General features: G+C 43.4%; 21 protein-coding genes. 3 read left to right on the top strand and 18 right to left on the bottom strand.

The window, feature by feature from the left end:
* Nucleotides 1–11: 11 nt before the first annotated feature.
* The 3 genes from MMG82_RS09425 to MMG82_RS09415 are packed head-to-tail and all read right to left on the bottom strand — an operon-like array spanning nucleotide 12 to nucleotide 2,702.
* Complete coding sequence (locus MMG82_RS09425) at nucleotides 12–527, bottom strand: GDYXXLXY domain-containing protein (protein WP_172590672.1); 516 nt, start codon at nucleotides 525–527, stop codon at nucleotides 12–14.
* Nucleotides 527–1,651 (bottom strand): DUF4401 domain-containing protein, encoded by a 1,125-nt coding sequence (locus MMG82_RS09420; RefSeq protein WP_172590671.1) that lies wholly within the window; start codon nucleotides 1,649–1,651, stop codon nucleotides 527–529. The genes MMG82_RS09425 and MMG82_RS09420 overlap by 1 nt, the downstream gene beginning before the upstream one ends.
* Nucleotides 1,644–2,702, bottom strand: a complete 1,059-nt coding sequence (locus tag MMG82_RS09415; RefSeq protein ID WP_172590670.1) for a DUF2157 domain-containing protein — start codon at nucleotides 2,700–2,702, stop codon at nucleotides 1,644–1,646. Before MMG82_RS09415 ends, MMG82_RS09420 begins: the two co-directional genes overlap by 8 nt.
* A gap of 132 nt (nucleotides 2,703–2,834) precedes the next feature.
* On the opposite strand from MMG82_RS09415, the gene MMG82_RS09410 reads away from it, so the two are divergent.
* Complete coding sequence (locus MMG82_RS09410; protein ID WP_037417302.1) at nucleotides 2,835–3,659, top strand: transporter substrate-binding domain-containing protein; 825 nt, start codon at nucleotides 2,835–2,837, stop codon at nucleotides 3,657–3,659.
* Between the two features lie 94 nt (nucleotides 3,660–3,753).
* Here the strand turns inward: MMG82_RS09410 and MMG82_RS09405 are convergent, their stop codons facing one another.
* From MMG82_RS09405 to MMG82_RS09380, 6 genes are all read right to left on the bottom strand, one after another.
* Nucleotides 3,754–4,140, bottom strand: coding sequence for a hypothetical protein (locus MMG82_RS09405; protein ID WP_037417299.1), 387 nt, complete (start codon nucleotides 4,138–4,140; stop codon nucleotides 3,754–3,756).
* Between the two features lie 195 nt (nucleotides 4,141–4,335).
* Nucleotides 4,336–4,722, bottom strand: a complete 387-nt coding sequence (locus tag MMG82_RS09400; RefSeq protein ID WP_037417296.1) for a ribonuclease E inhibitor RraB — start codon at nucleotides 4,720–4,722, stop codon at nucleotides 4,336–4,338.
* A 22-nt stretch (nucleotides 4,723–4,744) separates the two neighbouring features.
* Nucleotides 4,745–4,975, bottom strand: a complete 231-nt coding sequence (locus MMG82_RS09395; RefSeq protein WP_037417290.1) for an RNA-binding S4 domain-containing protein — start codon at nucleotides 4,973–4,975, stop codon at nucleotides 4,745–4,747.
* A 70-nt stretch (nucleotides 4,976–5,045) separates the two neighbouring features.
* On the bottom strand, nucleotides 5,046–5,582 hold the full coding sequence (locus tag MMG82_RS09390) for a GNAT family N-acetyltransferase (RefSeq protein ID WP_037417287.1): 537 nt from the start codon (nucleotides 5,580–5,582) through the stop codon (nucleotides 5,046–5,048).
* A 74-nt stretch (nucleotides 5,583–5,656) separates the two neighbouring features.
* Nucleotides 5,657–5,935 (bottom strand): peptidylprolyl isomerase, encoded by a 279-nt coding sequence (locus MMG82_RS09385; RefSeq protein ID WP_011623210.1) that lies wholly within the window; start codon nucleotides 5,933–5,935, stop codon nucleotides 5,657–5,659.
* 179 nt (nucleotides 5,936–6,114) lie between these two features.
* Entirely contained in the window at nucleotides 6,115–7,944 is a 1,830-nt protein-coding gene (locus MMG82_RS09380) for a DUF885 domain-containing protein (protein ID WP_172590669.1), read from the bottom strand.
* Between the two features lie 80 nt (nucleotides 7,945–8,024).
* Between MMG82_RS09380 and MMG82_RS09375 the strand changes: the two genes are divergently transcribed.
* Entirely contained in the window at nucleotides 8,025–8,534 is a 510-nt protein-coding gene (locus tag MMG82_RS09375; protein WP_037428125.1) for a diguanylate cyclase, read from the top strand.
* 51 nt (nucleotides 8,535–8,585) lie between these two features.
* Here MMG82_RS09375 and MMG82_RS09370 read toward each other — a convergent pair whose 3' ends face one another.
* The 9 genes from MMG82_RS09370 to MMG82_RS09330 all read right to left on the bottom strand — a co-directional run bounded on the left by MMG82_RS09370 (nucleotide 8,586) and on the right by MMG82_RS09330 (nucleotide 21,026).
* The gene (locus MMG82_RS09370; protein ID WP_037417278.1) at nucleotides 8,586–9,833 is read right to left on the bottom strand and encodes a tetratricopeptide repeat protein; all 1,248 of its coding nucleotides are present in this window, start codon (nucleotides 9,831–9,833) and stop codon (nucleotides 8,586–8,588) included.
* Nucleotides 9,834–9,835: 2 nt separating this feature from the next.
* Complete coding sequence (locus MMG82_RS09365; protein WP_037417276.1) at nucleotides 9,836–10,459, bottom strand: energy transducer TonB; 624 nt, start codon at nucleotides 10,457–10,459, stop codon at nucleotides 9,836–9,838.
* A 1-nt stretch (nucleotide 10,460) separates the two neighbouring features.
* Complete coding sequence (locus tag MMG82_RS09360) at nucleotides 10,461–10,865, bottom strand: biopolymer transporter ExbD (protein WP_037428129.1); 405 nt, start codon at nucleotides 10,863–10,865, stop codon at nucleotides 10,461–10,463.
* Nucleotides 10,866–10,878: 13 nt separating this feature from the next.
* Nucleotides 10,879–11,406: a MotA/TolQ/ExbB proton channel family protein gene (locus tag MMG82_RS09355; RefSeq protein WP_080612365.1), complete on the bottom strand. Its 528-nt coding sequence runs from the start codon at nucleotides 11,404–11,406 to the stop codon at nucleotides 10,879–10,881.
* On the bottom strand, nucleotides 11,406–12,761 hold the full coding sequence (locus MMG82_RS09350) for a MotA/TolQ/ExbB proton channel family protein (RefSeq protein WP_241406796.1): 1,356 nt from the start codon (nucleotides 12,759–12,761) through the stop codon (nucleotides 11,406–11,408). The genes MMG82_RS09355 and MMG82_RS09350 overlap by 1 nt, the downstream gene beginning before the upstream one ends.
* Nucleotides 12,761–13,543, bottom strand: coding sequence for a DUF3450 domain-containing protein (locus tag MMG82_RS09345; RefSeq protein WP_037417266.1), 783 nt, complete (start codon nucleotides 13,541–13,543; stop codon nucleotides 12,761–12,763). The genes MMG82_RS09350 and MMG82_RS09345 overlap by 1 nt, the downstream gene beginning before the upstream one ends.
* A 511-nt stretch (nucleotides 13,544–14,054) precedes the next feature.
* Complete coding sequence (locus MMG82_RS09340; RefSeq protein WP_099457914.1) at nucleotides 14,055–16,886, bottom strand: TonB-dependent receptor; 2,832 nt, start codon at nucleotides 16,884–16,886, stop codon at nucleotides 14,055–14,057.
* A gap of 281 nt (nucleotides 16,887–17,167) precedes the next feature.
* Nucleotides 17,168–18,376: a porin gene (locus tag MMG82_RS09335; RefSeq protein ID WP_144376516.1), complete on the bottom strand. Its 1,209-nt coding sequence runs from the start codon at nucleotides 18,374–18,376 to the stop codon at nucleotides 17,168–17,170.
* A 220-nt stretch (nucleotides 18,377–18,596) separates the two neighbouring features.
* Nucleotides 18,597–21,026: a DNA polymerase II gene (locus tag MMG82_RS09330; RefSeq protein ID WP_241406797.1), complete on the bottom strand. Its 2,430-nt coding sequence runs from the start codon at nucleotides 21,024–21,026 to the stop codon at nucleotides 18,597–18,599.
* A 140-nt stretch (nucleotides 21,027–21,166) separates the two neighbouring features.
* On the opposite strand from MMG82_RS09330, the gene dinG reads away from it, so the two are divergent.
* Complete coding sequence (gene dinG, locus MMG82_RS09325; protein WP_172588339.1) at nucleotides 21,167–23,239, top strand: ATP-dependent DNA helicase DinG; 2,073 nt, start codon at nucleotides 21,167–21,169, stop codon at nucleotides 23,237–23,239.
* Nucleotides 23,240–23,245: the final 6 nt, after the last annotated feature.

Below are 23,245 nucleotides of genomic sequence, written 5' to 3'. Positions count from 1 at the left end.
ACGGTTTCCCGTTATAGCGGTTGCAGGTGCTCATCGAGCAGCGTCACCAACAACAACTCTCCCCGTTCGCTGACTCTGAACTCGCCGTATTTGGCTTGGCTGAAGTGGTCAGCTTGGCCCTCTTCAAAGAAAAAACTATTTGAGGCCAGCTTTACCCTATGATTGCGTAGGCGAAAATCTACGGTGAGTTGATCGGCGGCTTTGGGCTGGTCACGGTAAATACCGACAAAGTGCGCCACTTTTTGCGAATCGAGAGTCAACAGTAGTTGCCCCTGCGTCATCCCCTCAGGCAACGCGGCGCGTACCTCCTGTGCAATGGCATATTCCAAGGCCATATAATCCCCCTGCATAATCGAGCGAGGATCCACTGGCGCTAAGGCAAAACGCACCACTTTGCCATCTTGCAATAACTGCTCAAACTGGGCGATTCGCCAATTCACCATCGTCAGCAAGGCCACCACAGTAACAACAACCAATAATAGGACTCTTCGGTGGCTGTTCGCTAAATACAACATCGCCGTCCCCATTACACATGCTCCTCTAACTCTGCTTGTGCGTCTGAGATAGGAAAGTAACGCCACATCACTAATCTCGCGGCAAGCAGTAACAACCCTAATCCCATCAAATACAGCGACTTAAGCATCAGCGTTGTCTCTAATGAATAATAATAACCACCAGCAAAAACCAACCCTGAAACAATACCCATTCCCTTCAACCAAGACTCATTTGCATAGTGCCCCAACAAGATGAGCCACACAGCTGTCGATAAACCCTGCATGGGTAAAGACAGTGCAGTAATCAGCACTAGGCCTAAAAACGCAAACAACCCACTGGGGGCGATGAGTGAGATTTGCCATTGGTTAAACAGACTAACGAGTAGGAAACCACAAAGAGTAAATACTACGAGTAAATGACTAACTGCCATTCCCGACTGCCAACCGGATATAAATAACGCCTCGAAGATCCTATCCATACTGAAGACATGTATTAGTTGAATGGAGAGCAAAAGTGAAGCAGCACCATAGACCAACATCCTCGCCCTCTGATAGTGATATCCTGTGCGATGGATATTTAATAGCACCACACTCAGTAACGACACCAGCAAAGTCGGTGTTAAGTTGAGTAAATGCCACTCAGCCAACAGCCCCGTCAAACAGGCTAATAAACAGAATGCAAATACCCATTGAGCAACCTTGTGTTTTATCATGCCCCAAAGCAACAGAAACAAAGCGGCCATACTCAGATACCAAGCAAGATTAAAGGTATCGCCGAGCAAATCAAACAGTCCCCAAGCAAGGGCAAGCGTACCGCTTAAACATGAGGCAAAGGCAAATTGCTGTAAAAAGTGCTGTTGGCGCCCGCCCCAATACAAGGCGAGTCCTAAGCCTAAATAGATACAACCGATAAACAGAGCGGCTCCCCCTTCGAATCGCCCCCATACACTATCGAAAAGTGACGCCATAAAGCCCAATAAAAACCAGGCGGCAATCCAAGCTGCAAAGGCTTGCATCAACGCAATATACCAAGGTATTTCATGGGATTGGGGCCGTTCTGGTGCGTTCACTTCGCCCTTTGCATACAAACTATTCCAAAGCGTTTGCGCCGCTGAAGCACCAGGATCTTGAGTCGAATCAGTGAGGGGGTTATTCATGACTCAGCTCCTCTCCTACGAGGGATATTGGCGTCATTTCGGCGCTAAATTGCCGTTGTAATCGTATTAACACAGTACTCAAGCCGGTACTTGCCAAAATAATATAAAGCCCAATCAATAAAAAGCCGCCTATAGGATCGCTATTCTTAAACAGCAGTTCGGTTAATAGCGCAGCACCCACAGCAATCAAACTAAAACCGCCCAAAGCCAACGGATAAATCTGTAATAATCTGTGCCTGAACCACCAGAATCCCAATAACAAATGAATAAAGTAACCAGCCCACACACCTACAAGTAGTGGCTTAGAATCACTGGGTTCAAAAATCATCCAACAGAGCAATAAGGTAAAACAGCCCATGGCCACAAGTGAACTCGCATACTGCATAAGTGGTGCATGCCAGCGATTGCGCTGGCTTTTTCCCATAAAAACAAAAACATAATAGATAGTCAGATTAATTGCCGCAAAGACAAATAACCAAATCTGTTCATCCAAAAGGTAGGATGCGGTATCAGCAAAGAGTCCAAGGCTTAAATTAACTAACCCGAGTAATAACAACCATAAGCCATCAAAACCTGCCACCCAAGCTAAGGGGATAATGGCTAATGCCCACAACGCAAATAGCTGCCAAGGATCCGCTCCCGTTTGATAGGTCTGGCCCACCAAGGCTAAAAGTCCACCAATTAACATACTCACCACTAACAGTGCCACGTTTGCAAGCGTGGCACCAAAAAGATGATGATGGGCATCAACTTGCCTCAACATGCTGCGGTAATACAGCCAAACAAAGCACACAAGGCTAATCAATAGCACGGCTTCAATCAGGGCAAATTTGCTTATTCTGTCTAGGGACTGCCAATTGTAAGCAAAAAAGAAAATAATCCCCGTCACTAGGCTTAACGCCCCCGCCCACTGAAGCAAAAGGGATAATAACCGCTGCCAACTGAGAGAGTTGGGCGACACCAATACGCTGCGAAACAACTCATTTGCCTGCGCCCGAGTAATATGTCCTTGCTCCAGCCACTCATAAACTTGAGAAGTAAGATTGCGCAATATGAAACTTCCTTATTTTTGATACTGACTCACACAAAATACGCATTTAACCAACTTAAGTGCAATAATTAATTGTATTAACTTGTCTCTGTTAAAGATAAGCTTAAGACTTCACGATAAACAGGATAACTTATGCGACTAGCTGTATTACTGAATTTACTATTAGGCCTAGTGTTGAATTTATTCAGTGTTGCAACTGCAGGTCCCCTTTCTCCCGCTCAGACAAAAACCGTTATTCGTGTTGGGGGCTATCAATTTGCTCCCTATGTCAATTTACAGAGCGATGGCCGTTATACAGGCTTAACGCTTGATCTCATCAACGCCCTCAACCAAATTCAGCAAGAAATCAGCTTTGAATTTGTCTCCACCAGCATAGAGCATAGATATAAAGCCTATGCAGCTGGAAGATTCGATATGATCATGTTTGAAAATCCACGCTGGGGGTGGGAAAAACTTAATACAGCATTTATCCCCCTACATATCCATGATGGCGAAGTCTTTATCGCCTTGAAGGAAAAAGTAAAAGATCCTCAGTTTTTTGCTCTGTTCAAAGAGCGAACGCTAGCATTAGTTAAAGGCTACCACTATCGCTTTGCCAACTTCGAAACCGATCCTGCAGTGCTTGAAAAAAACTACAAGGTCGTTTTTGTAAACAGCAATAAAGCATCCATTGAAACCGTGCTTCGAAAGCGCGCAGAAATTGCCCCAGTGACAATTTCCTACCTCAATTTTTACCTCGCTTCAAATCCGCAAGATCAACAACTCTATGTATCAAATCAATGGGATCAACATTATTATCATGGCGTGTTAATCAATCCACATTCGAAACTACACCCAGATAAACTCAACCTTTGGTTACAGCAATTGCAGCAAAATGGCAAACTCACAGAGCTCGTGCGCCAATATGGATTAGAGCTCGCCAGCGAACACAATAGCGCAGGACAAATCACACACTAAGATGTATTGACAGCAATTTAGTGAGCACTATGGTGCCTAAAAGACAATATTAAATCTCAAACCCTCAGTGCGAACTCGATATTGATAAAACGGATTAGTGCAATGCTCCCAACAAGGTAAATAATGATACCAACAACAGGCTCAATGCCATGATATATAAACTAAACCTCTTGTCGGGTTGACCAAGTTTGGCGATATGACAATGCCAAATAGCAAAAATACCGTAATTTAAACCGATAAATAGTAATAAACTGTAGGCATACATACGAGGAACGACACCTAGCGCGCAAGCAAATAAGCTGAGGCTCGTTGTGATGAAAAAGCCCATTTGGCAATAGAATAAACTAAGTAACACTTGCTTATTCAATTGAGCAATATTGGCTCCCTGAAGCATGGCTATAATCTGTAATCTTCCTTGCGATAGGTAATAAATACAAATCATCAAGCTCAATAACGCCGCCACCAATATAGTTAACTGCATAATATTTCCCCTCCTCTGATGCTCTTCAAGAATTGAGAATAGTGCATCTGATTGCGTTAACTGTAAGACCAGCTTAAGCCTAGTTACATTTCGTAATGGGTATGAGATGGATTTAAATCGAGTCGCAGGAATATTATTTAGAGACAAAAATAAAGGAGCCTTATGGCTCCTTTATCATTGATAATATGGCATAAATCAGTGATGACAATGTTCATCATGAACGTGATCATCGTCCATAAACTCATCATCGCCGTCTTGGTGTTGCATCACACCCCAACCATCGGTCATGCCGCCAAACTCGGCCGCAAAATCATTGAGAATGGTTTCTTGCTCAACCAAGTCATCGTAGTCTGGCACCATGTTGATGCATACGATGATTTCCCACTTGCCTAGCTCATCATTCAAATTCAGCTCAACTTCACCTTCGAGATCCGAATTGGCTAATTCTTCAAGTGCAGTTTCAGCATCACGCTGATCATCAAAAACTAAAAAGAAATCAACATCGAGGGCTTTAGTAAGGTCAATTCCGGCTTCAGCCATTGCGGCCAGCATTTTGCCATTATCGTCGTCTGGAAATTGCATATCCTACTCCACAGTATCAGGCTTATTCAGCCGCAATGATTTGAACCGATTCACCGTTAAAACTGACAATATCACCCGCAACGACTTTTTTACGTTTGCGGGTTTCTACTTCGCCATTGACGGTAACCAAACCTTCATCAATAACATGCTTCGCTTCGCCACCGGCATTCGACATACCTTGTACCTTTAATACTTTGTACAATTCAATAAAATCTTCGCCGGGATGCAAAACTAACTGATTAATTTGCGTCACTTAAATACGCCTCAAAAAATAAACCTGCGGCATTATAGCAGCATGTCCATTGCGATGCAGATAATTTAACTTATCTTTGCCTTTCATCGGCGAGCAGGCCATAGGCGCATTCATCTAGCCACTCATCGCCTATCTTAAAATGCTGCCTAAATACGCCTTCGAGTTGAAAACCACATTTTTCCATCACTCGTGCCGAACCTATATTGTCTTTGGCGCAGTATCCGACGAATTTATGTATTGATAAGCTCAAACAGGCCCAATCGATGACAGCTTGCAAACTCTCAGTGGCATAGCCTTTGCCTTGTCCCGCGTGCGCCAGCAAATAACCGACCTCAGCACGTTGTTCCTCCACACTTTGGCAATGAAGACCGGTTAAACCGATAAACTCGCAAGTATCAAGGGTTTCAATCACCAGCGTAAGCCAATTGCCAGAGGTATAGTCCCAGGTGACTGAGCGCTGCTCAAACTTTTGCCAGATCACTTCGGGAGCTTCAGGAATACGCACGTAGCGATTGATGTCAGGATCTTGGTGTAATGCCAAAAAGTGTGGCCAATCCTGCTCTTGTAAACTGCGAAGTCTTAATCTGTCGGTATAGAGTTCAAGCATAGCGGCTCCCCAATGAATGGACGAACTAAAAAAAATGGCAGCCAAACGCTGCCATTGTCTCGGCAAGAAGACGATTAACCGCGGCTGGTGACTTCGAGTAAGTGGTAACCAAACTGGGTTTTAACTGGACCTTGAACCACGTTTAACGGCGCACTAAATACCACTTCATCAAACTCACGCACCATCATGCCTGGACCGAATGAACCTAATTCACCACCTTGAGCGCCCGATGGGCATGAAGAATGAGCGCGCGCGATTTGCGCAAAATCAGCACCGTCGAGGATCTGTTGTTTAAGTGCTTGGCACTGCTCTTCACTGCTGACTAACAAATGTCTTGCTGTAGCCTGAACCATGATAAAACTCCCTGAATAATGCTGAGACATTTGCCCCAAATATCATATGGTTCCCGTTTTTATGACTGAAAACGAGATGTGAATGTTGAGTATAAAAACATTATGTTTAATTAAAAAGCTTTAAACCGCACCGTTATCAATTTTGTTATCGATAACGGCGCTACATAATCGACTCCGTGTTAAGCCTTAGTCGCCGCTATCCAGCGATCAATTTTCTGTTCCATCACCGCCATAGGTAGTGAGCCAGAAGTCAGAATCTGATCATGGAAAGCCTTAAGATCAAACTTATCACCTAGGGCTTTTTCAGCACGCTCACGTAGGGCAAGAATTTTTAGTTGACCCACTTTATAAGACAACGCTTGGCCAGGAATTGCCATATAACGTTCAACCTCGGCAATAATATCCGACTCGGCCATGGGCGAATTATCCTTCATGTATTGAATCGCTTGTTCGCGACTCCAGCCTTTGGCATGTAATCCCGTATCCACCACCAAACGCATCGCACGCAGCATTTCGTCTGAAAGCTTACCAAAGTACTGATAAGGATCGCTAAAGAGGCCCATTTCGATGCCTAAGTATTCAGCATACAGCGCCCAGCCCTCTTCAAACGCGGTATAACCGCTGAAGCGTTGAAACTCAGGTACACCCGTTAACTCTTGCTTAATGGCGATTTGGAAATGGTGACCAGGCGCCGCTTCATGCAGTGACAGTGTCGTCATGCCCCATTTCGGCTGAGCTTTCAAGTTGTAGGTGTTGATATAAAACACCCCTGGACGGCTCCCATCTACAGCTGGTGATTCATAGGATGCGCCCGCAGCCGATTGCTCTCTAAAGCTTTCAACCGGTTTAACCACATAGTCGGCCTTTGGCATTACATTAAAATACTGTGGCAATACTTGGTTAATCTTATCTTTCAACACCATATAACCATCGATTAAGCCTTGGCGATCGCCATAAAAGTATTGTGGCTCAGACGATAAAGAGGCAAAAAAGGCTTTTAAGTCACCTTTAAAACCCACTTGCTCACGGACTTTGTCCATCTCAGAAAGGATTCGTGCGACCTCATTCAGACCAATTTGGTGAATTTCATCCACTGGCATGGTTGTGGTGGTATGAGAATTGGCTAAATGCTGATACCAAGCTTTACCATTTGGTAGACCAGACCAACCATCCGTTGCACGGGACTTAGGTAAGTAAGTCTGCTTGAAGTAATCACGCAGTCCCGTTAATGCAGGCACTAAACGCTCATTAATCATCGCTTGATAACTTGCTGTTAGCTCCGCTTTATCTTGATCCGAAAAACCTTCTGGGAAGTGATTAATCGGTGAATAGAAAATACTTTGGCTGGCATCGGTCGTCAGCATAGCATCTAACTGTGGAATAATACGCTCTACCAGCACTCGAGGAAGTACAACCTTACTTGCAATCCCCTCATCCATACGCTGTTGAGCAAGCTGGATCCACTGAATAAAACCATTCACACGCTGTTCCCAATTGCGGTAATCTTGAACGGTATTAAAAGGCTGAGCACTTTCACCACTTCCTAGCTGCACCATAGTTATAACAGTACTGTAAAACTGGCTGATAGGCATAAAGCGTGACGGATAGGTTTCATCGACTAACGCTATTTCACGATCATAAACAAACAACGAATAACTTAATTGCAAATCCGCTGGTAATTGCTCAACATCAATAGCCTTAACTTGTGCTAGATAGCGGGTATTTAGATCGTGTCGAGCCTTAAGATACTCTTCAGTTAAATCACCACCAAACTGCGCATTGTAGTCGTTAACACCCACAAAAGTGGCGTAAATAGGCTCGAGCTTCAAGTAGTCTTTAAAATAGGCATCGACGAGTGCAACATAACGCGACTCAGCCGTTTGGGTTTCTGCTTCAGTCGCTGGGGCCTGCGTTGCCCCTTCCTGTGTAACAACTGTTGATTCAGGCTTTGAGCATCCCTGTAGGGTTAGCACTAAGGCTATCATTCCCGCAACTACATTTAATTTCATTTTTTATATTTCTCCTTTTACGTCCGAGATAGCCAGACTCTTCCTATACTTACTGAAAAGTCTACTTACGGGATTATTCTATGATCTACTCATTTCGTAACTCAGGTTTTAGAGATCCAGAAACAGGGGTTTACAACCAAACTTATTTCATGGAAGTCTTTAACCGAGAATGGCATAGGCATATACGAGAACAGCAAAGCTTGGCGTTATTGTATCTGTGCCCTCACATTCATGAAACCGTTAAACAACCGCATTTACTAGAATTTTTTACTAAACAAGTACAAGAAGCACTGCTAAGAGCAACAGATTTAATTGCTAGATTAGACCACAATCATTTTGCCTTAGGATTATTCAATATTGATGAAGCTGGTACCGAAGTTGTTCTTAATCGCATAGCAGATCATATTCAAGAATTTAATCAAGAGTTTGGCAAAACTCATAAGCTAAAAATTGACTACAAACTCGCAGCTTGCCTTTGCTTACCGACTCAAGAACAAAAAATTGAATCTATATTCAATAATGTTTCTAAACTTTCACAAGAGCTTGAACGTAAACAACAGCAATCCCAGGCATTAGTAAAGCTTCAATAAACAAAAAGCCCCTTTCGGGGCTTTTTAGATCTACCTAGCAAATTAGATGAATTACAGTTCGACGTTATGCATACGAGCTTTCTCTTTGATGTAAGAGATGTAGCTGTTTGCACTCTTCTCTGTCTTCTTATCTTTCGCAGCTAATACAGCACGATTATAAGCAGACTTATACTGTTTCAAACTAAGATGAGCTAAAGCCAGCTCGAAGTTTGCTTCACCGGGATGTTCAATACCTAAAGAGATTGCTTTTTCAAGCACTGGAATCGCTTCATTATATTTCTCACCCAAGCTCAGTAAACGACCTTGCTTCAGATAAAGCTTACCATCATTGCTGATTGCAGCAGCTTTACCATAAAAGTCAGCGGCTTCTTTAAACTCTTTCGCATTTTGGTAAAAACCAGCCAAAATCTCATAAGATTTAGCATCTTGTGTGATTAAGCCCGACTTCATATGCTTCTCAAAAACTTTCGCTGCTTGGTATGGCGCACCCTTCTGAGCCATCAGCTGAGCTAAACGAGTAATGTTAGCCCCAGTTTCTAAGAAACCATTACGATATGCCAGGTCATAAGTCGCTAGCGCTTTATCATAGTCTTCGACCATTAGATAAAATTGTGCGAGCTGAACCCATAATCTGCCGTCATCCGGAAATAACGGTACCATGACTTCTAACACACCAACGGCTTTCTTATATTGCTTCTGGTTAAAGTAAGACGTTAACTTCATCTGATACAGACCTTTATCAGGTGACTCAGCAAGTGAAAGGCCTTTATCAGCCACTTCAATTACTTTATCCCACTGCTTAAGTTCTGTATGTGCAATACCAATGCGACGGTACATCTGAGAATCAGTCTTACAGGTGAAATCCATCCATTTGTAATAGTATGGAATTGCTTCCTTAAACTTTTTCTCTTGTAACAACAAATCGGCGTAAAGGCGCAATGTTGCAGCGTGATCGGTACCTCCTAAAATATCAGCTTCAACAGCTTGTTTTAGGTACTTGATCGCGGTATCCATCTTGCCTTTTTCGGCGTAGAAGTTACCGAGCATACGCGCGACATAGGCTTTATCGAAATCATTCTTTGGGTTTGCTTCTAACAGAATGGCAATCGCTTCGTCAACTTGACCATTCGTATAAGCTTCAAAGGACTTCTGCACCTTTTTCGCAGCACTCTCACCTACCGCTTTAGATTGACGTTTATCAACTTCACACTTTTCAGCTGCAATAGCAGAAGAAACTGATAACGCACCACCACAAAGGGAAAGTAATAACGCAACTGCGATTTTATTAGCATTACGCATTATTAATTGCCTCCTTTGTCTAAAGTGAAGTCAAGTTGTACTGTCATACCAGGTTGTTTAAGTGGCTTACCATCAACAATCTTTGGTTTGTACTTCCACTTTTTCAGTGCTCGTATTGCTTCTTTATCAAATAAACGTTTAGGTTCTGCTTGAATAACTTCAACGTCATCAACACCACCTAACTCATTAATTGTAAAGCGTAATTGCACCCAACCTTCTTTACCATCACGAGCGGCTGCGATTGGATATTGTGGCTCGATACGAACGATTGGTGTTGCATCGCCGTCACGAGTCATCATATTACCCAATTTAAAACCACCGGCACTGTGACCACCAGCTTCAACGCCTCCCATATTGAACGACATAGACGTATCAATATTTGATGAAGTATCTGGTGGCGCAGTTTGAGGTTTCTCAGGCTGTGCTGGTGGTGGTGGCGGTTTAGGCACTACCCTTGGCTTATTCTGTGCTTTTGCATCCTGTCTATCCATGGTGATTTCAATTACAGGGGTCTCGGCCGATGTTTCAGCGCGCTGCGCCCCACCACCAACCAAGAACGCCATAAAAGCGAACAGACCAAAAGTCACAGCAGCACCAATAATGATTGATACTAGTGCTCTTAGCATATTAATCGTTCCCCGCAGATACCGAAATCTTATCTATACCAGCCGCTTTGACTTGGTCTAGAACTTTAACAACTAAGCCGTGCATTGCGTCTTTATCGGCCTGAATAAGCACTGCTGCTTCAGGCGCTTCAGCTAACATACGCTCGACGTTTGCTGTTACACGTTCGATATCAACCTGACGGTTTTCCATCATGATAACGCCAGTTTTGCTGACGCCAATGAAGATGTTAGCCGAAGGCTTTGAAGTCGCTTGTGATGCTTTTGGTTTGTTATAATCCAAACCAGATGGCTTCACGAATGACGTTGTTACAATGAAGAAGATCAGCATGATGAACACGATGTCGAGCATCGGTGTCATATCAATTTGCGCTTCCTCGTCTACACTGGAATGCTTTTTACGTGCCATGTTCAATCTCTCTCTAGTGGTGCGGCATGCTGTCTTTTAGCTTTTCTAAGCTGATTTTCATTTTCACATCAAGGCGAGTACTGAAGAATACTCCCGATAATGCGGCAACCATTCCCGCCATAGTGGGCATGGTTGCCATTGAAATACCAGCCGCCATTAAACGAGCATTACTCGTCCCCTGAACTGCCATCACATCGAACACTGAAATCATACCGGTAACGGTACCTAATAAACCTATCATAGGACAAATCGCTACTAAGGTTTTAATCATCAGCATACGTGCATTCAAATCTTGCTTCGCTTGGGACAGCCAAGCTTCACGGATACGGTGTGCATACCAAGAGGTAGTTTCCTCTCTAGCATCCCATGCAGCTATGATTGCTTTATGTTGCTTTGGTGATATCCAATTTAGATACCAGTAACGTTCAAGCATCAATACCCACATTAAGAACAGCACAAACGCAACTAACCAGAGGACGTTGCCTCCGGAGGCCATGAAGCCCCTGACGGAATCCCATATGTCCATCAGGTGAATCATCATTAGTTAGCCCTCTTCTCAGCATGTGCTGCGATGATACCCGCACTTTGTTCTTCCAAAATTTGGGTGATTGATTTACTACGTGCAACTAAAAGTGCATGCAATAACATCAGAGGTAGAGCCGCAACCAGACCTTGAACCGTCGTTACCAGCGCCATTGAGATACCGCCAGCCATCAGTTTTGGATCGCCAGTACCGAACAATTGAATACTTTGGAAAGTTGCAATCATACCGGTTACTGTACCTAGCAGACCTAACATAGGACCGATAGCAGCAATCACTTTTAGAATTGGAATACGCGCTTCTAATGCTGGGGTTTCTTTCAGAATGGCTTCATCCAATTTCAACTCCAACGTTTCAACATCAACGTCTTTGTTTTCATGGTAAACCTTCAAGATACGGCCAAGAGCGTTATTACCTGGTTTATCAACATTCTTCGCTTGATTTTTAACTTTTGCACCAATAGCAGCCAGAACAATAAAACGCTCTGCAGCAATTAATAAGCCAAGTGCAAGTAATACCAGAATGATATAACCAATTGTGCCACCAGACTCTAAACGATCTTCCATACTCGCTTTGTTTGTAAAGATATTTAACAAAACACCACGAGCGGGGTCAATGTAGAATGGTGCAGAACCAGAAGCGGTTTGTTCCCATTTACCAACAGCACTGACTTGATAACCTTCTGGCTGTTGTGATAACTCTTGAACTAAACCTAATTCAGGATTGTAAACAACATATTTGCCATCAGCCGTTAGGTTATAAGTACCAATACGGTGAATAGTGGTATTTTTTACACTACCATCAATCGCAGTAACAGACGCATTAAATTTAACAACCTTACCAGATTGCACCATTTCGAATAACTGTTCTTGCCAGAATTGCTCTAATTCTTCAATTTTTGGTAATTGCTTACGCGCACCTAAATCAGCAACAAATTTGTCACGATTAGGAAATTGAGCACTGACGTTTGAACTCGCTAATTTACCAGCGAAATCACCCGCTTCACCTTTAACCACACCGAACATCTCACCCAAGTCACCTTGAGCAGTTTTCAGATCTTCTTCTAACTGGGCGATTTTGCGCTCATTATCTAAGAAGGCTTGGTTTAAATCTTTACCGCGTTGTTTTTCAGCCGCTAAAGCGTCTTTTTCACGCTTCAATAATGCCGCTTTATCGCCACGCTCAGCTTGGAACTCTTGCTCACGCTTGCTGTTAACTTTGCCTTCAGCAGCGCGATCAACTTTAACTTGCTGCAATAATTGGTCGATGGTCTTAGGTGCATCAGCAGCGCTAGCCATACCAGCAGTTAAAGAAAAACTTGCAGCTAATACAGCTGTAGTAATTAACTTCTTCATTATTGTGCAGTCTCCGCAGCAGGAATTGGTAATGCGAATAGATCTAGAGCGCCTTGTTTACGGGCAATGCGGATACCTTTAGTCAGTTCACGCAGATAGCTGTCATCTAACTTATCCCAACCCTTAGTTTCTGGGTTGTACATCCAGCCAGTCTTTTGATCTAAGCTTTGTGCATACAGAGCAACACGACCCAAGTTAAAGAAGTCTACTAATACTTCTTTACCATCTAAGGTCAATTTACCTTGGTTAACTGCAACAGCACTACCATACTCACGCTCGATGCTGTACGCATCCAGGATCAAACGGTATTTTTCAGCTAAAGTCACTTCTGCTGTGTTTAAAAGTGTTTTTAACTCTTTAACACGGTTAGCACGGACTTCAGAGTTGAATGGCAAGTCTAATTGAACGAATTGTTCTAAAGACTCAACCATTTTAAACATTAAAGGCACAACGCCCTGACGTAGTTTATCTACGCCATTAATGTCATTTTGAACTGCGTCCATTGTTTTTTGTTGATCAGCAACCAAGCTGGCAACGTAATCGTTATAGGACTTCAGTGACTCACGCTCATCAGCAACTGAACCATACTCAAAAAGCATGTCTTGTGCTTGATCGAAATACTTATCAACGTTCTTTTGCGACGCAGCAGCATCAGCATGGATCATACTATCCGCTTTCTGCACGTCGGTAAGAGGATCTGCAACTACTAAGTTGCTGCTCGCTAATGCCAGCACGCCAACAAGTGCAGTAGCGATTTTTGTTCTATTGCTTACCTTGGACATAGTTCCCAACCAATTTGAAGTGAATAAAAAAGTTAACTTACCAGCAACATCACTTTAAGCAAGACTTACTTTAGGAAATGCTTACCGTAAGCTCATCTTTCTCTTGTGATTCTTAGTTTTTTCTTCCCTTTCCTATGCCCTTACAGGCATAGACCCGCTGGCATCATTTCACAAAATGTTGACCTGTGTCAACATTCAGAACATGTAAAAACGAGTGTAAAGAAGTCTTAGTTATGAATTTTTTTACAGAAGATGTTTTTTTGAGCAAACACATAAATTTGGTTGATAAGAGAGCCGTGAATTCGTCATTAACATCTGTTAATGCAATAAGATGTGTCAGAAGCCGCCCAACCTATTCAAGCTAAATTTCAACATATTGATAGTCAGAGTGAGAATCATAGATAACGGAAAAAGCTGTACATATTCAACTAGCAACTGCAAAGGATCTTTCGTAATAAAAAGCCGAACACTTTGCAGTGTTCGGCTCTGATACAACTAAGTTGATTTATGATTAGAACTTGGTGGTCGCACGTAAATAAATAAAGCGATCCATATTCACATCATACTCTGTAACAGAGAAGTTGTTTGTAGAAATGGCTTCGTTATTAGTTGGGCCTTCAGCTTGTGGCTTCTTAGCAAACAAGTTGTTAATACCTAGAGACACCTTAGTATTGTAAGCATCAATGTTATAACCGACAGAGACGTTATGAACCATATAGGCTTCCATTGTTTCTCTATAACCAGCATCCTTAAGATCTTGATAATATTCCTTATCTTCTGGAGAATCGGTTAAACCAGTGTAATAATCGTTATTTAATGGACCTACAAAACGTACTTTCCAATGTGCATCCCAATCACCCATTGCCCAATCAACCATTAAGTTTGACTTGAACTCAGGGAACCCACCATCACCAGTCTGAACACCGACGCGGTCAGTTCCATTAAATTCGTTTTTCATTACATATGCTACATCTAAAGATGCCTTAAATGAACCAAACGAGGTTTCAGGGAAACGATACGCCGTAAAGAAGTCAATACCTTCTACATTGTATTCACCAGCATTTTGTAGGAAGTTACGTAAGTCAACGATATTACCTAAGCTATCACGATCGATATAGTTACAAGATTCGGGTTTAGTACCCCTTGCGCACTCTCTAGCAATATTAACATGACCATAACGGCCAATTGCATCTTCAACTTTTATCTTATAGTAGTCTAAAGTAACTTCTGCACCCTCTAACCAAGATGGGTTATAAACCGCACCATAGGTAAACGACTCAGAAGTTTCTGGTTTAAGATCGGGCGATGAAACTTGCGAAATACGAATTTGAGTATTGGCTTGTCGATAGCCATCAGGCACACCAGCACATCCGGGCAATGTAGAAATATTAATCACATTACCTTTGTCATCTCTTGTATTACAAGGATCTGTCCAAGTTGGATATGAATCAGCATTACCCGCATACAAATCAGAGATAGAAGGAGCACGGTAGCCTTGAGCCCAAGTACCACGGAGCAACAGATCATCCATTGGACGGAATTCTGCCCCCACTTTACCAGTTGTGTTGTTACCATAAGCATCGTGGTCAGAAACCCTTACAGCTGGGGTAATTAATAAACTTTCTAATACAGGAATCGCTAACTCAACATAAGCTTCATCCAAACGGAAGCCACCTGAAGTTGCATCGCGTTGGTTACCTGAAGACTCACCAGTTACAGTTAATGGATCTGGCGTATCAAAACCAGATTCTTCACGGCGCTCAAGACCTAAAGCTAAACCAACAGCACCAGCGGGTAAATCAAATAGATCACCAGAGATGTTAAAGGTATAATCTTTCATCGTTAAACCTGAACGGCTAACACTGTCAAAAGTAATATAATCAACCATATCCTGGGTTACAGTGCCTGGCCCACCAAACAGATTTAGTGCTACGCAGCCATTGCTTGCATTACAGTTATCGCCTAGAGCTTGGTTAATACGAGTTAAATTAAGTAAACCAGTAGTTAATACATCTTGGTTATTTTGACCGTAGATGTAGCTTGCACTCCATGTCCAGTTATCATCAATATTACCTTCTAAACCAAGCATCGCGCGGTAAGTTGTATCGTTTTGATTATATTGACGAGAACCCGCCTCAATCATACGACGTTGTAATGCATAGGGTACATAATCTGATGGCTTGCCATTTGCAACAGCACGAGCATTATCACCATAGAGTGTTTCGCCGAATGGGTTATAGATATTATTGGCGCCAATATCTACACGACTAGCTGCTTCACCAAATGAAGCGCCTAATGTCAGAGGCATAGGTGCTAATTCTTGAGATGACTTACGATTGGTCATCATAAAGTCAGAAACAACTCTTAAGTTGTCTGAAATATCATAAAAACCTTGAACATAAAAAGAGTTACGGTTCTGTGGAGTAGACAAATAGTTATCAGGTGCATAGTTATAAACATCAGCACCAGTACGAGGACGGAATTGATCTGGCCCAACGTTAGTGCCTGTCCCTTCCTTCACCATAAGATTGTAAATACCTGTTTTAGGATTTGGTGTTGCAAGTGCGGCTAATGCATCTTGGTTTGCTTGATTTAGTTGCGAACCTTTGATTTGCAGACGCGTATTATCAGCCGTTGAACTGTAACCAGTATCCGAAATATCACGGTCTCCAGCCCAAATAGGTTGCTGAGTCACATGACTCATATTGAACAATAGCCCGCCTTTTTCAGAAACTGAACCCGCAGTAAAGTCAGCAGTATATTGGCGACCATCGTCATATTTAGCGTTTTGTCCACCATAGACAGAAACTTCAACACCTTCAAAGTTTTTGCGAGTAATAATGTTAACTACACCAGCAATAGCATCAGAACCGTAAACAGCTGAAGCACCATCTTTAAGCACTTCGATACGTTCAATTGCTGATGTAGGAATGGTGTTTAAGTCTACGGTTGAACCTAAAGAAGATATCCAGCGCTTACCATTAACTAATACCAATAGACGTTGTGCGCCAAGGTTTCGCAGGTCCATGTTAGTAGAACCATCACCACCATTGTTAAAAGCAGTGTTTAATGCTGAACCAGCTGCTGGGATCGTTTGCAGGATATCACCAATACTGATCATACCAGTAGCTTCAAGCTCATCTCTATTCATCACAAGAACAGGACTTGCCGCTTCCATATCAGTACGCTTGATACGTGAACCAGTAACTTCAATACGTTCTACTTTTTTATCAGCACCAGCTTCATCAGCAGCCATTACTAATGGCACGTTTAGCGCGGTTGCTGCCACACCACCAATCAATGCAAAACGCACAGATTTGGCTAATAAGTTATTCTTATGCATTGTCTATCTCCCTGGACATATTATGTCTTTATTATAATCCGCTTATTTAATAAGCAGTTTCAAACAAAAGTACGTCGAAAACACGCTGTACTCGGCAGAAACAATAAAATCACATATAAAACCTTTAATCAACAAAAAATAAACAAATAAAACCAGCTGATGACAATATGCTCATTTTGAAAGCGAGAATCGTATGCTTTGAAATCTAAAAGCAAAAAACGCCAGTCATTACTGACTGGCGTTTTTGTTAAACTAAAGCCGTTTAAGGCGATGTTATGATTTTAAAGAGTGTAGCGAATACCAATAGCGATGCCATCATCTTCTGACAATGACATTCTGGCTTCTTGGGCCTGGTCTGCGCTGGTAAAGTCGCTGTAGTCTTTACGTGCTTCAACATAAAGAACTGTGCTTGGGTCCCAAACAAAGTGTAAGCCTACAACTACAAACTGGCGCTTAAACACATCGTTAGGATCGGCGTTAAAGTTTGGTTGGATAACATAGTCTTTACCAGCATCCAGAATGTTATAGGAAACGAATGGGCGTAAACCATTGTCAAACTTATATGAAACTAAAGTTTCAACGCCATAGGCATCTTTAATCAAGCGACCAATGTTATCGGTATCATGGTTCTCTTCTTTGTGAACGTTGGCGGCAACATATAAACCATTCTTGTCGAAGTCACCCCAAGTAGCGCCCACGCCATAGATTAAATCAACAGCCGTTTTTTGATCACCATTACCGTAGGCAATATCAAACTCACCGCGGTTTACACCCGCCATCAGACTAAGTTTATCTGTGGCTTTGTAAGTGACAGAACCACCATAGGTGTAATCATAGGTAACCTGTTGTGCTTCTTTTTTACCTGCATTCCATTCTGCTTCACAGGCTTCTTCTGTGATATTTTCAATATCACAGGTGTAAAAGCTATTATTTTTTAACTGAGATTGTACCGCAAAACTGAAGTCACCAAATGAGTTGCGGTATTGTACCGTTTTATCGCCACGACCTACGCCATTTACTGCGCCATCGTCTTTATTAAAGGTGTACACACCGGCAGCGTTTCCGTCCCATACAAAACCGTAGTTGGTGTTATAAACCACGTCATACCAAGCACCCCATTGTTTACCAATAGTGATCGTGCCGTATTTATCGTGACTGATACCAGCGTAACCTAACCGATTGTAAAAAAACTCATCCTGAACGGATTCAAAGCGGTTGTTATAGACAATATCACTGTTGCCAACGGGGTTAACGCCCCATTCCAACTTAGCAAACGCATTCCAGCCATGGGTTAACTCACGGCTGAAACCAAAATTAATTCGAGAAGCACCATTTACAACCTCAGTTTCACCTTGAGTGTTGATTACACGCGCATCAATAAACCCCCCTATCTCGACTGCATTTTTGTCATCTTTGTAGATTTCGATTGCAGATACAGTTGGCGCAAGAAAGAGTGCTGCTAACGCAGTGGCGACTATCGTTTTGTTCATTTGGTGCTTAACCTTTTCGTTTATGTTTTATCAACGTCATTCCGTTGTTATATTTCCTTACAATTTCCCATTGAGAGTAGCAAACTTTCAATAAACACTCCAAGGGAAACCTAAGCATTCTGTAGATAAATATCACAAAAACCGACTGATTAACCGCTGTAAAACAGGTTAAAACACTATAAACACTCGTTAATAAAACACAAATAAAACAACATAAACATTAAATTAACAGCAACTGTTTAGAGACAATGTCTGTGTAATTCAATTTCATTATTGAAAAAATAGGCTCTGCAATGGGACTAATTTGCTTATCAACGTAGTATTGATAATCAATTATAGACGATCTATGTGAAACAGGTTCAGGACCATTTACAGTGATGACATAATCAATCTGAGCTCCTCTCTTGCCATAGGATACCTTTCCTGTTAACTCACATAGCTGACGTGCGACTTTGACATGGGGAGAGGATTTTGCGGTGTACTCTTCAAGATTTCGGCGCATTCGTTTGCTAAACACTAATTCAGCATCCCGCTTTCCTGACTGCAGTTCGCTTATGACACCAGCGAGATAACCGCTGATATCTCGCTGATTGAACATTCGCTCATAAAGTTCAGCTTGAACCTTACGCGCTAAGGGGCTCCAATCACTTCGTACCTGCTCCATCCCCTTAAAAGTGATTTCCAGCCCTCCATTCCTGTTGCGCCAAGCACCGACATAACGCTTCTTACTCCCCTCCTCCGATCCCCTCAAGGTCGGCATAAAAAACTGTTCGTAATGGCGCTCAAACTGTAGCTCAAGGAAGCTTTCTAACTGAAACTCCTTTACGATTTTACTCTGCCATTGTTGATTGATTTGCGCGGCAATCTGCTTACCTAAGGCATTAATATCACTGAGATCAGGCTCAGAGCCCAAATAGACAAAGGTGGAATCCGTGTCCCCATAAATAACTTGATAACCCATTTCCTCTATCCAAGCGCGAGTCTGTTTCATTATTTGATGACCGCGCATGGTGATGGAGCTTGCCAGTTTCGCATCATGGAAAACACAGCCTTGGGAGCCTAAAACCCCATAGAGCGAATTCATAATGATTTTAATTGCTTGCGATAAAGGCGCATTTGCCTCCCGCTTGGCTTTTTCGCGTTGTTCTGAGAGATTTTGGATAAGTTTAGGCAGGATCGGTTGATGCCGACTAAAACGAGCCCCTAAAAAACCGGGAACGATTTCAGACTCGTCCAAAATATGTTCCTCGTTATCCAGACCTTCAATGAGCCCTTTCGGATCAATTAAAAAAGTACGAATTATCGATGGATAAAGACTTTTAAAGTCAAACACTAAAATATGTTGATAAAAACCAGGGACTGAATCCATTACATAACCGCCAGGGCTTTCAATCCCTTGACTTGCCGGCTCTGCGGGCGCGACGAAACCCGCTCTATGTAAATGCGGTAGATACAAATGGTTGAATGCGGCGACCGAGGCGCCTACCCGCCCCAGTTCTAATCCCGTTAACTCGGCGCGAGCGAGGGCAAAATCCCACAACTGAGTATGCTCAAAAATATCCCACACTAAGCGACTATCAGTCAGATTATAGTGAGCAAGCCCTTGTTTATTTTCGGCAAATAGCGCATCAATCTCTTGCGCTCGATTTTCTACATCATGAATCGCTTTGCCTTCGCCCAGCATCGCTTGGGCGACAAACTCCAAGGAGAAGCGCTCGAATTGATAAAAGGCCGCCTTTAACCAATCGATACCATCGAGCACCACTCGCCCAGGCAAACTTAAGGTTTCTGGCCGAAATTTATTCTCCACCTTCCACTCAAGGAGCGCGCCACCTCGACCGATACGCAGCGGGATCCGGTGCAGTAAAGCACGCCGATATAACAGGGCCAGATCAAAGGTCACTACTGACCAACCAATAATCACATCGGGATCAAACTCAGTAAACCAAGCGATGAGATGATGAATAAGCGCCGCTTCATCGTTCACCCATTCAATGTAGATTGCAGCATCAGGTTGCGGCTCACCCACCATAATGACTTTTTCATAGGGCTGAGATTGCGCACCGCGCCCATAAAGGGCCACAGAATAGAGTAATCCGTCAAAGCTGCATTCAAAATCAAGCGAGATTGAACGCAATTTTATTTCCGCCTGCGGCACAACCGCTTTTGCACGTATTGCGCTAAACACAGGCAACTGCCCATCTATGCCAGCGTTGCTGACATAATGCCCTAAAAATACCACATCGAGTGCCACAAAACGTTCGATTAAAAAGCGCTGCTCTGGACGGATATCCGACTCAAATAAGGGAATACCCGCATCTGTCGCTATCCGCTGTAAGTGACGAAACACACTGCTCGACTGGGCATAAATCGCCGCCACGGATTGTTTTTTAAAACTTTTAAGCATAAGCGGCACAAAGCGTAGCGCCAGCCCCGGCGTTTGTAACTGTAATGCAGCCATATCGCTTTGATGGCAAAAACAAATGTACTCAGAGCCAGGTAACTCCACCAGCACAGGGCCAGAAACAGTGGCGAGATAATACTGCAACACGAGCGTTGAACCGCGTGTAATAGCATGGCGCGTCAGGACGCGTCCCTGTACACTCACGGGCGCAGCCGTGTCATGTGTCAGACTCTCGGGTGGATTCAACTGCGGTTTCACTCTAAGGCTCTCGCTGCTTATTGATTCTCGGGATACAGAATAAAATTGCCATAAAATGGCAGAAAAGTTTCTTAGGCTATGCAATCACTGTTATTATGTACAGCATTAATTCGATAAAGTAGTGCCGCATGTTACCTGACAACGTAAAAAACCAGATCCGCGCTATCTATAAAGATATTGCCGCCGCTTTGCCTAATTTTAGGCCGCGCCGCGAGCAAAATTTTATGGTGGCAGAAATCTCTAAGACCTTGGCTGGCGACTATGACAAAGATAGACGCATCATAGTGGTCGAAGCGGGTACGGGGATTGGTAAATCATTGTCTTATATTTTGGGCACGATACCGCTTGCGCTTGCGAGTAAGAAAAAAGTCTGTATCGCCACAGCAACCGTTGCGCTGCAGGAGCAGTTGCTGCACAAAGACTTACCGTTTTTTCTTGAACAATCAGGGTTAAACTTTCGCTTTGGTCTGGTCAAAGGGCGTCAGCGCTATGTCTGTTTATCCAAGCTTGCAATGTTAATCGGCGATGATAACAGTACCCAAATGGCCATGTGGCAAACAAAGCCTGATAACAGCCAAATAGCCATGTTGCAGGAGCTGCTCAGCGACTTTAATGAAGGCCGCTGGAACGGTGAAATCGATACGCTATCGACACCGATACCGGACCATCTCTGGCAACAAATCGCCTGCGATAAACACAGTTGTCATCGGCAACTCGCCAGCCATCGTAATTGCCCGTTTCACAAGGCCCGTGAGGATGTGGATACTTGGGATGTACTGATCGCCAACCACAGCTTACTTTTTGCCGACTTAGAGCTAGGCGGCGGGGTGATTTTGCCCGATCCCGAAGAGGTATTTTACGTCATTGACGAAGCTCACCACTTACCAATTGTCGCACGGGACTTTTCTAGCGCACAGGCAACGCTTAGAGGCGCCGCCGACTGGCTTGAAAAAGTCGGTAAGACCAGCGCCAAGTTACAAAATCAGATAAAGAGCAACAATATCATCGCCCCAGCGCAGGCGATGCAGGATCATATTGGCGACTTAATCGCTCAGCTCAATCAAGTCGCCCACTATTGTGATACCCAGACCAAGCAGTTTGCTAATCCTGAGAGTCGCTATCGGTTCGAACACGGCAAATTACCCGATGCGTTAAAAATCCCTGCCGAGAATCTCGCAACCACCTCCAATCTTGCTCTCAAGCAATTTAATAAGATGCAATTATTGCTCGCAGAAGCGATAAAAGATGGCGATATTCCTAAGCACCAGGCTGAAGCGCTACAGGCCGAAATGGGCTTTATGTTGCAGCGACTCGAAAACCTGCAAAAGCTCTGGAAAATGATGGCCAAGGAAGATTCCACTAAAGGTGCCCCAATGGCCCGTTGGATCGAGTTAATTACAGGCAAACAGGTCGATTATCTGTTTAGCGCCTCACCAATTGAAGTCGGTTTTATGCTCGAATCGATGCTGTGGCAAAAGGCAGCTGGCGTCGTGCTATGTAGCGCTACGCTGCGGGCGCTGAATAACTTTGACCATTTTGCCCATCAGGTAGGGTTATCATTAAAGGACGGCAGCCGTTATCTTGCTCTGCAATCCCCTTTCGATTATCCGAATAATGCCACGCTCTACTTACCTAAGATGAAAACCGAGCCGACGGATGATGCCTATACTGCTGAACTTGCCGAACAAATTATCGAGCTAATTGAAGGTGAAATGGCTACCTTAGTGCTGTTTGCCTCTTACTGGCAAATGGAAAAAGTGGCCGAATTGCTCGAGGGCAAACTCACACAGGAAATCCTGATCCAAGGTAATGCACCACGCCAGCAATTGCTTGAGACCCACAAAGCTAAATGTGACAAAGGTGAGCCAAGCATCTTATTTGGCACAGGCAGTTTTTCTGAAGGCTTGGACTTACCAGGAGATTACCTCACCAACCTCATCGTCACTAAGCTACCCTTTGCTGTGCCAACATCACCCGTTGAGCAAGCCCATGCTGAATATGTGAAAATAAAGGGTGGAAATCCGTTTCTGCAGCTCACCATTCCTGATGCATCGCGAAAGCTTATCCAAAGTTGTGGTAGATTACTGCGTAAAGAGCAAGATTATGGTCGAGTCACTATCCTAGATAGACGGTTAGTGACGAAGCGTTACGGCAAATCCTTGCTAGACGCACTCCCACCTTTTAGACGAGTCATTGAGTAGGATTAA

This window comes from Shewanella sp. MM_2022_3, from assembly GCF_022557375.1.
GTDB classification, from domain to species: domain Bacteria; phylum Pseudomonadota; class Gammaproteobacteria; order Enterobacterales; family Shewanellaceae; genus Shewanella; species Shewanella xiamenensis.
Note: the sequence above shows the minus strand (reverse complement) of the source record. Positions and strands in the feature narration are given on the sequence as shown.